11 protein-coding genes are annotated in these 11,284 nt (G+C 47.0%); 4 read left to right on the forward strand and 7 right to left on the reverse strand.

The annotated features are described in order from the left end of the window. From VN105_RS19515 to VN105_RS19525, 3 genes are all read left to right on the forward strand, one after another. On the forward strand, positions 1-283 hold a 283-nt coding region (locus VN105_RS19515), incomplete at its 5' end, for a tetratricopeptide repeat protein (RefSeq protein WP_325643300.1). A 74-nt stretch (positions 284-357) separates the two neighbouring features. After that, positions 358-939, forward strand: a complete 582-nt coding sequence (locus VN105_RS19520) for a sigma-70 family RNA polymerase sigma factor (RefSeq protein ID WP_325643302.1) — start codon at positions 358-360, stop codon at positions 937-939. A 17-nt stretch (positions 940-956) separates the two neighbouring features. Beyond that, complete coding sequence (locus VN105_RS19525; RefSeq protein ID WP_209860471.1) at positions 957-1,310, forward strand: anti-sigma factor family protein; 354 nt, start codon at positions 957-959, stop codon at positions 1,308-1,310. Positions 1,311-1,340: 30 nt separating this feature from the next. On the opposite strand, the gene VN105_RS19530 is transcribed toward VN105_RS19525, so the two are convergent. The 6 genes from VN105_RS19530 to VN105_RS19555 all read right to left on the reverse strand — a co-directional run bounded on the left by VN105_RS19530 (position 1,341) and on the right by VN105_RS19555 (position 8,830). After that, positions 1,341-1,820, reverse strand: a complete 480-nt coding sequence (locus tag VN105_RS19530; RefSeq protein WP_325643306.1) for a nucleoside deaminase — start codon at positions 1,818-1,820, stop codon at positions 1,341-1,343. Positions 1,821-1,928: 108 nt separating this feature from the next. Continuing rightward, a complete protein-coding gene (clpB, locus tag VN105_RS19535) occupies positions 1,929-4,529 on the reverse strand; it encodes an ATP-dependent chaperone ClpB (RefSeq protein WP_325643308.1) in 2,601 nt (866 codons plus the stop codon). A 167-nt stretch (positions 4,530-4,696) separates the two neighbouring features. Continuing rightward, a complete protein-coding gene (locus tag VN105_RS19540) occupies positions 4,697-5,539 on the reverse strand; it encodes a glycine betaine ABC transporter substrate-binding protein (protein WP_325643310.1) in 843 nt (280 codons plus the stop codon). An 11-nt stretch (positions 5,540-5,550) separates the two neighbouring features. Beyond that, positions 5,551-6,381 carry a proline/glycine betaine ABC transporter permease gene (locus VN105_RS19545; protein ID WP_325643312.1) on the reverse strand — a complete coding sequence of 277 codons (831 nt, stop codon included), beginning with the start codon at positions 6,379-6,381 and terminating at the stop codon, positions 5,551-5,553. Between the two features lie 24 nt (positions 6,382-6,405). Next, positions 6,406-7,599 carry a glycine betaine/L-proline ABC transporter ATP-binding protein gene (locus VN105_RS19550; RefSeq protein ID WP_325643314.1) on the reverse strand — a complete coding sequence of 398 codons (1,194 nt, stop codon included), beginning with the start codon at positions 7,597-7,599 and terminating at the stop codon, positions 6,406-6,408. Positions 7,600-7,681: 82 nt separating this feature from the next. Further along, entirely contained in the window at positions 7,682-8,830 is a 1,149-nt protein-coding gene (locus tag VN105_RS19555) for a hypothetical protein (protein WP_325643316.1), read from the reverse strand. 472 nt (positions 8,831-9,302) lie between these two features. Between VN105_RS19555 and VN105_RS19560 the strand changes: the two genes are divergently transcribed. Continuing rightward, complete coding sequence (locus VN105_RS19560) at positions 9,303-10,583, forward strand: OmpA family protein (protein ID WP_325643318.1); 1,281 nt, start codon at positions 9,303-9,305, stop codon at positions 10,581-10,583. Positions 10,584-10,688: 105 nt separating this feature from the next. Here VN105_RS19560 and VN105_RS19565 read toward each other — a convergent pair. Then, a partial coding sequence (locus VN105_RS19565; protein ID WP_325643320.1) for a hypothetical protein occupies positions 10,689-11,284 on the reverse strand: 596 nt, incomplete at its 5' end.

The following is an 11,284-nucleotide window of genomic DNA, read 5'->3' on the forward strand; positions in this document are numbered from 1 at the left end:
TGCTAAAAAAGAAACGTCTTCCACTGCTGTAAACAGTGATGAATATCTTTACAAAGCAGCTATGGTATACCAGCAACAAGGCAATCTTAATGAAGCCATCAACAGGTACAAAAGGATTGAATCTGTTAGCTCAGGCAAATACGTGGAAATGGCCCGCTATCAACTCGCTATCTGCTATCGCAGCAAAGGCCAGGCTGGTAAGGCACGCCGTATGTTCAAAGAAGTGATCAGGATGGATGGCTCCCTGAAAAATGCCGCCCAACAGGCATTAGATGGTATGTAAAAAATAAAATATCAATATAATTATGGATTTTTGCAGATGCTGCATCTTATATGCAGCATTCCATTTATTAGCCTGTGACTAATCCAGATATACAACTACTAACAGACCAGGAACTACTGCAACGGTTCAAAGCTGATAATAACAGTGATTGGATAGGTGTGCTGTTTGACCGCTATGCCCTGCTTTTGCTGGGTATGTGCATGAAATACCTGAAGAACGAAGAAGATGCACGCGACGCCGTGCAGCAAATCTTTCTCAAGATGTTATCCGACATCAACAAGCACGATATCCAGTATTTCCGGGCCTGGATCTACCAGGTAACAAAAAATTACTGCCTGATGCAGCTACGGCAAAAACATATGAAATACAAGGAAGAAATATCCGATAAGCATATGGGCGGTATGGCCGCTGATCCCGAAGATAAGCAGGTATACCAGGAAAAGGATATCTTGCTGGAAAATATGGGGCAGGCAATGAACCAGCTGAACCCCGAACAAAAGATCTGTGTGGAACTGTTTTACCTGCAAAAGAAATCTTATCAGGAAATTGCCGATCAAACCGGGTACAGCCTCCTCCAGGTTAAGAGCTATATCCAGAACGGGAAAAGGAACCTGAAACTTTTATTGGAAAAACAACAACGCGCAAACAAAAGTTAATTTGCATCAATAGTGATATGAACGAGCATTTCAACGATATTTTTGTAACTACCGGCTGTCCTACGCAACAGCAGCTACTGGACTATGTGCAGGGCAAGCTGTCGGCGGAAGAACAGCATGAAGTGGAAATGCACCTGTCTGATTGTGAGCTTTGCAGCGATGCACTGGAAGGGCTGGCTGCCATAAAAGATAAGGACAAGATTCCCGGATGGATTATTGAAATGAAATGGAGCCTGCTTAAAAAATTACACAAACGCTACAGGACCAGGAGAAAATCAGAAAATTATATATCCCTTGCCGTTATCATTGTCTGCATCCTCTTCTTACTGCTCGCATTGTTCTGGGCATATCACTTCTCTGTAAAACATTAGCGGAGGGGAACGCGTTCCCCTCCATGATAACTAATACAATTTCTTATCCCCTTTTTCTTTCCATCTCCGGAAAACATCCAGCGCTTCAGGATCAGGCAAGGCAATCAGCGGAATCTTTTTATCTGCATGATCTTTTTCTATCTCCCGGTAAATAAATGAATCATCGAAATCTATTGCGGCAGCATCTTCTTTGGTATTGGCATAATACACGCGCTGTGGCCTGGCCCAGTAAATAGCACCCAGGCACATCGGGCAGGGCTCACAGGAAGTAAATATTTCACAGTCGTGCAACTGGAAAGTACCCAGCTTTTTGCAGGCTTCCCGGATAGCTACCACTTCTGCATGCGCAGTAGGATCTGTATCTGTAAGCACCTGGTTCCATCCCTCTCCCACAATCTCATCGCCCCGCACTACCACCGCACCAAAAGGACCACCATCGCCGTTATCCATTCCTTTACGCGATAAAGCAACGGCATGCTGCATAAATCTTCTTTCTCTTTCTCCCGGCATACTTTTAATTTTTGATCTACTCAAATTTAACGAAAGCTAACCACACATAAAAAAGCCCCGCGAAGAATCGCGGGGCTTATCGTTAACTATGTATCGTCGTATTTAGAATTACTTGTTTCTGATTACTACCACTCCGTCAAACACATCTATCAGCACGGGTTTGGATTTATCAATGTCTCCCGCCAGAATCTTCTTACTTAACAGGTTGATGATTTCCTTCTGGATAAGACGTTTCAGCGGTCTTGCACCAAACTGCGGATCATAACCCTGTACAGAAAGATATTCAAGCGCATAGTCTGAAAATTCCAATATCATGCCATTTTTCGCTACCATGTCCTTCAGTTGCTGCAACTGAATGTTAATTATTCCCTTAATTTCATTTCTCATTAATGGCTGGAACATGATCACTTCGTCTACCCTGTTCAGGAACTCGGGACGAATGGTTTGTTTCAGCAGGGACATCACTTCTTCTTTCGTCTTATCTACTATTTCTTCCCTGTTGGTATCGTTAATGTTTTCAAAATTTTCCTGGATAATATGGCTGCCCATATTACTGGTCATGATGATGATAGTGTTCTTGAAATTCACCACGCGGCCTTTGTTATCGGTTAACCGGCCATCGTCCAGTACCTGCAACAAAATGTTAAAGGTATCAGGGTGGGCTTTTTCAATTTCATCGAGCAGTACTACGGAATATGGTTTACGGCGTACGGCTTCGGTAAGCTGGCCGCCTTCATCATATCCTACATATCCCGGAGGGGCTCCTACCAGGCGGCTCACGGAGTGTTTTTCCTGGTATTCACTCATGTCTATACGGGTCATCATGTTTTCATCGTCAAACAGGTATTCAGCAAGTGCTTTCGCCAGCTCTGTTTTACCAACGCCTGTAGTACCAAGGAAGATGAATGAACCGATAGGTCTGCGCGGATCCTGTAATCCTGCGCGGCTGCGGCGTATAGCGTCGGATACCGCTATGATGGCTTCATCCTGACCTACTACGCGCTGATGCAGTTCCTCTTCGAGATGCAGTAATTTATCTTTTTCACTCTGCATCATTTTAGATACCGGGATGCCCGTTGCTTTGGCTACGTTTTCCGCGATATCTTCCGCATCTACTTCTTCTTTAAGAAGACGTTTATGATTGGCGGATATTGTATTCAGTTCTTCTGTCAGATCTGCTACCAGCTTTTCCTGTTCCTTTACTTTACCATAGCGTATTTCCGCCACCCGGCCAAAATCGCCGTTACGCTCTGCCTGTTCAGCTTCCAGGCGCAGGTTTTCAATGGCGGATTTGGCATTCTGGATCTGGTCTACCACTTCTTTTTCTGCCTGCCATTTTGCTTTGAACGTATTCCGTTCTTCTCCCAGTCTTGCTATTTCTTCTCCTAACTCGCGTAACTTATCTTCATCATTTTCCCGCTTGATCGCTTCTCTTTCAATTTCCAGCTGGCGGATCCTTCTTTCCAGTTCGTCCAGTTCTTCGGGCATGGAATTCATTTCCAGCCTCAGCTTCGCCGCACTTTCATCGATCAGGTCAATGGCCTTGTCCGGTAAAAAACGGTCGGTTATATAGCGGTGCGATAATTCTACCGCGGCAATAATTGCTTCGTCTTTGATGAGTACATGGTGATGGCTTTCATATTTTTCTTTAAGTCCGCGTAAAATAGAGATGGCATCTTCTACAGAAGGCTCATCTACCAGCACCTTCTGGAAACGGCGTTCCAGGGCCTTATCTTTCTCAAAATATTTCTGGTATTCATTGAGGGTGGTAGCGCCAATGGCACGGAGTTCACCTCTTGCCAGGGCAGGTTTCAGGATATTGGCAGCGTCCATGGCGCCTTCCATAGCGCCTGCGCCTATTAATGTATGGATCTCATCTATAAAAAGGATGATTTCTCCATTGCTTTCGGCTACTTCCTTTACCACTCCTTTCAATCTTTCTTCAAACTCGCCCCGGTACTTGGCGCCTGCCATTAAAGCCCCCATATCAAGGGCGTATATGATCTTCGACTTCAGGTTTTCCGGTACGTCGCCATTAATGATCCGGTGGCCTAATCCTTCTACGATAGCCGTTTTACCCACACCCGGTTCTCCCACCAGGATAGGATTGTTTTTGGACCTGCGGGAGAGGATATGCAGCGTTCTGCGGATCTCTTCATCGCGGCCAATCACCGGGTCGAGTTTCCCTTCCCGGGCCATTTCATTGAGGTTTTTGGCGTATTTCTGCAAGGTGTTGTACTGGGTGCCGCCGGTTTGGGAGTTAACAGTATCTCCTTTGCGGAGCTCCCTGATGGCAGTTTTCAGCCCTTTCTCGGTAAGACCTGCGTCTTTAAGTAATTTAGCCGTGTCGTCGTTACCGCCGAGGATGCCCAGGAGCAGGTGCTCTACGCTTACAAATTCATCTTTAAATTCTTTGATAGCCGCTCCTGCGCGCAGGATCACGTTATTGGCATCACGGCTCAGCGTTTGACCGCCTTCACCGCCTGCCATACGCGGGTATTTATTGATCTGCTCATTTAACTTGTTGTTTACAAATGAGGTATTTACATCATTCTTCTTCAACAGGTATTCGATCGGGCTGTCTTCATCATTTAATAAAGCTTTGAGCAGGTGCCCGGTTTCAATAGACTGATTCTGATTATTAAAGGCCAGTTGCTGGGCCTGTTGCAGTATTTCCTGCGATTTTATAGTGAAATTATTCAAGTTCATATTGGCTAGTTTTTCTCCTTTTTTGATGTTATCAAACGTCTTCTGGTAACAACAAACCCTGATCCAATGTTGTATCTCCGGAAATTATGACATATAAACGAAAGGATTACTGCATTTTTAGCAGAAAACTAGCCTCGTAACTGCAATTTTTTCATTAAACCGCTACCTTACTCCCATTCTTTTACCAGCTGTTCGTTTTTGCCGATCCAGTCGTTTACCGCGGCATCTTCCTTACCATCTGCATCTGCCAGCGCACCCATGAGGGAACCCAGTTGTTCGCTGTTCAGCCGGAAATTGCGGAAAAAGTTAACGGCTACGGTATCGGATACACTGAATTGGCTATTGGCAATGGTTTGTATCTTCTCCGTTTCCCCGAAAACCTTCTTCGGATCTTCCAGGAAACGCAGCTGGTAGCGGGCAAACATCCAGTGGGGCGCCCATCCTGTGATCACCACCGGCTGCTTTTCGTCGATGCTTTTTTTAAGAGTAGCCATCATGGCCGCTTCACTGGACGATTGCAACCTGTAATCCAGCGCATATTCCTTTACCGCCGCTTCTGCTTTGTTCATAATACCAGCGCCCGCATCGATGCCTACTATATTTCCGCCAAACTTTATTTTTGCCCCGTTCAGTTCCTCTATACTTTTTATAGTTACATAATCCGGTACCACCAATCCTATTTTAGCGCCTTCAAAATTGGTATTCAATACCGTTACCTGTTGTGCGAATGTTTCCATATAATTCTGATGGGTTACCGGCATCCAGGTATCGAGGAATACATCTGCATCGCCGCCTGCAACCGCTGCGAATACGGGCGCCACGTCGGCATTTTTGAGGGTTACCTTATACCCTTTTTTCTCCAAGATGTTTTTTGCCAGTTGCGTCATGGCTATGCCCTCTGCCCAGTTTACATATGCAATGGTAATGTGCTTACCGTTTTGCTGTGTTCCGGGATTACAGGCTGTAAAGGCCAGCAGTGCAGCCAGTGCGAAAAGGAATAGTTTCTTCATATTAAATGGTTTTAGTGTTTAGCACGTTGTTTCTTTTTTCCGAACGATTGGGTAATACGATCCAGGATAATTGCCAGGATCACCACGGCAATACCGCCTTCAAAGCCCAATCCTATTTTCAGCTGGGTAATGCCTTTCAGCACTATTTCCCCGAGTCCGCCGGCGGCAATCATGGCGGAAATCACTACCATAGACAGGGCCATCATAATGGTTTGATTAATGCCGGCCAGCAGCGTAGGCATGGCCAGCGGCAGTTCTACCTTAAACAGCAGTTGCCGGGAAGTGGCGCCAAAAGAGCGGGTTGCTTCCACAATATCTTCCGGCACCTGTTTAATGCCGAGCGTGGTTAACCGTACAGCCGGCGGCATGGCAAAAATGATGGTGGCAAATACCCCCGGCACTTTTCCCAACCCGAAAAACAGTACTGCGGGGATGAGATATACGAATGCAGGCATGGTTTGCATAAAGTCCATCAGCGGCCGCATCACTTTGCCGGCCGTATTATTTTTAGCCGCCCATATTCCCAATGGAATACCAATGAGCAGCGCAATGGCTGCCGATACCAGGATCAGGGCCAGCGTTTCCATGGTTTGTTCCCAATAGCCCATGCCGTAAATAAGCCCGAGGCCCAGCAGGGTTGCCACGCCTACTCCCCAGCCGGCGCGTTTCCAGGCCAGCAAGGTCAGTAAGGCGATCACAATGTAAAAAGGGGTGAAGGTAAGCAGCCATTGTACGCTGCCTACGGCGGCTTCCACGCCTATCTTCACCGTTTTGAAGAACGGGCCGAAATTATGCGTAAGCCAGTTGATGAATTGTTCTATATATTTTCCAATCTTAATCATATAAATTTCGTTTAACCGTATCAGTTATACCAGCTGGTTGCCGGTAGTTTCAATGATCAGGGCAGTTTGTGAAATAAGTCCAAGGAGTTTATTATTCTTTGGATCTACCACGGCCACCGGTTTATCTGTTTCTGCAATAAAGGGCAGCATTTGTTCTACGGTAGTATCGGGGTAAGCTACAGGTACTTCCCGGTGTATAACGGCTTCAATGGTTTTATCGCCCTGTTTCTTTACTTCCAGTATTTCACGGAGATAAACAAATCCCAGGAAATGCTTATCCACGGTTACCGCCGGCAGGATGTCGAGCCCGGTGGCGCGCATTTTACGCAGGCTTCCTTCCGGTCCGTCTTTACGGAATACAGCTACGGTTGGTTTGGTATTCATCATAGAAGAAGCGGTGATAATGGTTTTACGGTCTACTTTTTCTACGAAAGAAGACACGTAATCATTTGCCGGTGTTGTCAGGATCTCTTCCGGAGTGCCTACCTGGATCACTTCCCCGTCTTTCATGATGGCGATGCGGTCGCCCAGGCGGATAGCTTCATCCAGGTCATGTGTAATGAAGATGATGGTTTTATGCATCTTTTCCTGGAGATCGAGCAGTTCGTCCTGCATCTGGGTACGGATGAGCGGGTCCAGCGCAGAAAAGGCTTCATCCATGAGCAGTACTTCCGGGTCATTGGCCAGGGCGCGTGCCAGGCCCACGCGTTGCTGCATACCACCGGACAATTCCGAGGGCAGCATTTGTTCATAGCCTTTGAGCCCTACCAGCTCTACCACTTCTGCGGCTTTGGCTTTTCTTTGGGCAAGCGGCATTCCCTGCAGCTCCAGGCCAAAAGCAATATTTTCCAGCACCGTACGGTGCGGCAGCAGTCCGAATTTCTGGAACACCATGGCTATTTCTTTTCTCCGTGTTTGTTGCAGCGCCGTTTCATTCAGTGCGGTGATGTTGGTGCCATTGAGGAAAATTTCCCCGGCAGTGGGCTCTATCAGGCGGTTGAGGCAGCGCAGGAGGCTCGATTTCCCGCTGCCGGAAAGGCCCATGATCACAAAGAACTCTCCTTTCTCTATCTGGAACGACGCGTCTTTTACTGCCACGGTACAACCGGTGGCATCCAATATATCTGCTTTGCTTTTCCCTTGCTTCAGCAGTTGCAGGGCCGTTTGCCGGTCGCGGCCGAAGATGAGGGTAAGATGATCGATTTGAAGTTTAGGCATTAGTTACATTTTTAGCGGTAAGCCGGTAGCTGACCACTGTGAATAATATTTTACTGTTGGTTGCGGCAGCTGGTGATTATTATCAGAAGTAATAGCCGATGTTAATGTTAAAGCGGCTATGCCACTGCCCGGCCGGATCACCGGCCGCCAGCGCCTCTGTCCATACAGGACCCAGCCAGGGTTGATTTTTTCCCGAGGCCCAGTCCACATACGTATAAATATGCCCTGCAGTAAGCATACAGCCCAGCACGTTCATCTGCGTGTCTGCAAATCCCGTTTCGGGTTTATGCATATAGGAGTAATCATTGTAGAAAGTGAGTGTACTTACCGGCCCCCAGTGCACCGACTGCGTATAGGAAAGCGAAACAGTATGCAGGAAGGCCTTTGCTGCTACCTGGTAAGCGGCGCCATAGGCGGCCATATCCACGGCCTGCTCAAACTGCGTAGAGTCGGCAACGTTATACCGGTAATACATTGTTTGCAGCTTGAGGTTCCATTTCCGCCAATTGAGATTGGAATGTAATGCAGCAGCCCAATGGCTCCCCATATTACCGGAGGGAATGTTGTATAAGCCGCCCAGCATAACGGAAGCGCCTATACTATTATTTGCGTTGAAAAAATATTCGGTGCGGGCAGTACCCTGGTTTACTTCTTTATTTCTTCCAGCTACATCGTAGGAGTAACGGCCGGGATCAATGGTTGTTTTATCGCCGAAGTTCAGTTCCTCTGCATTCTTAAAAAACGCCAGCTGGTACAGCCAGTGCGGGTTACGTCGTTCCAATTTTATACCCATATCGTAATCATCTTCCTTACCTGCATAATAAGGCAGGTTAAAAAACCAGCTATGGGAATTGTAGGTCTGGTTACCAAAGGGCACCTGGGTAAGACCGATATCGATGTGCGTACTATCGTTGAAGTTATATCTCACGTATCCTTCTTTCAACATTCCCCCTCCAAAATCCTTTGAATAAAAACGGTATTCTGCATGGAGGGATAAGCCTTTCCATGCCGCGTCTGCATTAATACGGAACATATCGAAGCCAAAATCACCGCCTCTTTTTACCTGTTCTTTTTTCCAGGTAGAAAGATTGTAATTAAAGCGCAGGGCTCCGCCTATGTGAAAGGTGGGCTTATCTTTTTTGGTTTGGGTACTATCCTGTGCAACAACGAGCATACTCGGCAAGAGGAGCAGTAAGCATAGCAAAAACCAATACGATGATTGTTTAATCATAGTTACTAATTTTTAAATATGTTTAAGCTGATCTTTTTCCTGGCAACATAGGGGTCCTATGTGCATGCAACTGCAAAAACAGCTAGCCGGAAATGGAAACCGGGCGCGATGTGGCCCGACAAATGATCAAATCCAATAAATATTGACTGTTATAGCGCATTGCATCGTGCACGGAAGGCACATTCAACAGTCAGAAATATGCGTAAAGCGATGCGAAGGTACGAAATAATGAGCGGGCGACCAAGAAAAAACGGAAAAAATGTTTACATCCTATTAAAAATCAACCTTTTACCAACTTCACTTTGCATGTTTAAACTTATATCTGGCTGTTTATTCTTACGGGAATCAAACAACCCGGCAGCCTCCGTTGTTATAAAGGTCCCTGAAGTACAACTGTACATTCCTGCTTACAGCCGGATGATTCAGCGTCAAAAACTGGTCACCAAATTCTTCATCACTAAACCCTACAATTATGTCTTTCGATTTACTGGAAAGCGCCAAAAGTATTTTCAACAGCAATGTCGTTAGTCAGGCTTCCTCACAACTTGGAGAAAGTGAAGGCGGCATTCAGAAAGCCATCAGTGGTATCATACCGGTTGTATTAACCGGCCTTCTCAACAAGGCCGGATCATCGGGAAGTGCCGGCAGCCTGCTCGACCTTGTAAAAGGCGCGGCTGGCGACGCCAATCCATCGGCAATTTCCGGTGCGCTGCAGGGCGGCGCCGGAGGATTGCTCAGTAAAGGCGCCGATCTGCTGCGCAGCTTGTTCGGCGACAAAGTGGGTGCTATTACGGGCATGCTATCTTCTTTTGCCGGTATCAAGGAATCATCCGCCAATACATTGCTGCAATCAGCCGCTCCCGCTACGCTTGGTACGGTAGGGCAATACGCGGCGCAGAATAACCTCTCCCCCAACTCTTTCCTTTCCCTGCTTGATTCGCAGAAAGATAAAATACTGGGCGCCATTCCGGGCGGGCTAAACATTGCCGGCATACTGGGTTTAGCCAACATCGGCGATCTCGGGAAAAAATTGGGCAGCCTGCTTCATATGGATACAGCTACCACTACCGGCGGCGCTGTGAATATACAGCCGGAGGCAAAATCCGGCGGCAGCAGGTGGATATGGTCATTGCTGCTCATCCTGGTGGCTATTATCCTGCTGTGGTACCTGATGCGCGGTTGCGGCGCCAATAAACGCGATGGCGTACCTGCTACCGACAGCGTTACCACCAGCCAGCTGGCAGATTCGGCTACTATGACCGTTACAGAAGGCGGTCCGGTGGTAGCCCGTGAAAGTATCAAAGTAACGCTCCCTGATGGTACTGTACTGGATGCATACAAAGGAGGCATAGAAGATCAGCTGGTAGCATTTCTTAAAGACAACAGCCGTCCTGCAGGCAAAGATGTATGGTTCGATTTTGATAACCTCAACTTCAAAACCGGCAGTGCAGAGCTTACGGAAGAAAGTATGAAACAGGTGGGCAACATTGCCGCTATCATGAAAGCCTTCCCCAAGGCCAAAATAAAGATCGGCGGCTATACAGACCGCACCGGCGACAGCACCATTAACTTACGTCTTTCCAAAGAACGTGCAGAGTCAGTAGTTGCCGCATTAAAGAAGAGCAATACCAACCCCGCACAGTTACTGGGCGCTGAAGGGTATGGTTCACAATTTGCAAAGGCTGCCGCCGATGCACCTGAAGAAGAAAAGAAAAAGGACCGGCATATTTCGGTAAGTGTACGCGAGAAATAACATGTTATAAAATAGCAGGAGGCCGTATCATACACCTGATACGGCCTCTTTTTTATTCGTATTCCTGATAAAGCTGCGTCCATTGTTCTTTTTTCTTTGCAGGCTTTATTCTTTTACCAGCACCAGCCGGCTCCTGTCGGATCTGAGCATAGTGGCATAAAACTTCACCAGTTCCGGGTAATCTGCCGCCGGGAAAGTACCTGCTTTCCTTTCCATTTTTCGTGTATACGTCAGCGTATTTCCCCTGATGCTAACGGCAGCGTTATAATTGCCAAACTTAGTGGTTACTGCTACTGCCGCCGGAAGCGATTCCGGCTTGTACCCCGCCGGGAAACTGATGGTTACGCTATCCACATCGCGATAGGCAAAATTAAACTTAATATCCGACTTACGGGTTTCGTCTGCCTCCAGCTTCATGCCACCACGCGTAAGGATATTAGGAACAAGGAACATTCGTTTGCCCGTTACCGTTGCATAGTTATTTGCTTTGATGCCAATTTTTTCTTCAATGGAAGGCATTTGTGTTTCCAGTTCTGTGCATTGATAATTATTGATATCATAACTGGAAAGATCCAATCCTTCCCGCAGTTCTTCAAGTTGTTTTTCCCGGCTCATTGAATGCAGGTTATCGCGCAGATCATCCTGCTGGAGTCCGCTGTAAACGGTAGTAGACTTAATATCAATATTCCCCGCACTATCGA

The organism is Chitinophaga sp. (assembly GCF_035564935.1).
In the GTDB taxonomy this organism is placed as follows: Bacteria; Bacteroidota; Bacteroidia; order Chitinophagales; family Chitinophagaceae; genus Chitinophaga.

Coding starts and splice junctions, on each gene's coding strand:
- VN105_RS19560 (WP_325643318.1), top strand. CDS start 9,303: ATGTCTTTCGATTTACTGGAAAGCGCCAAAAGTATTTTCAACAGCAAT.
- VN105_RS19530 (WP_325643306.1), bottom strand. CDS start 1,820: ATGCCGGGAGAAAGAGAAAGAAGATTTATGCAGCATGCCGTTGCTTTA.
- VN105_RS19550 (WP_325643314.1), bottom strand. CDS start 7,599: ATGCCTAAACTTCAAATCGATCATCTTACCCTCATCTTCGGCCGCGAC.
- VN105_RS19540 (WP_325643310.1), bottom strand. CDS start 5,539: ATGAAGAAACTATTCCTTTTCGCACTGGCTGCACTGCTGGCCTTTACA.
- VN105_RS19545 (WP_325643312.1), bottom strand. CDS start 6,381: ATGATTAAGATTGGAAAATATATAGAACAATTCATCAACTGGCTTACG.
- VN105_RS19555 (WP_325643316.1), bottom strand. CDS start 8,830: ATGATTAAACAATCATCGTATTGGTTTTTGCTATGCTTACTGCTCCTC.
- clpB (WP_325643308.1), bottom strand. CDS start 4,529: ATGAACTTGAATAATTTCACTATAAAATCGCAGGAAATACTGCAACAG.
- VN105_RS19525 (WP_209860471.1), top strand. CDS start 957: ATGAACGAGCATTTCAACGATATTTTTGTAACTACCGGCTGTCCTACG.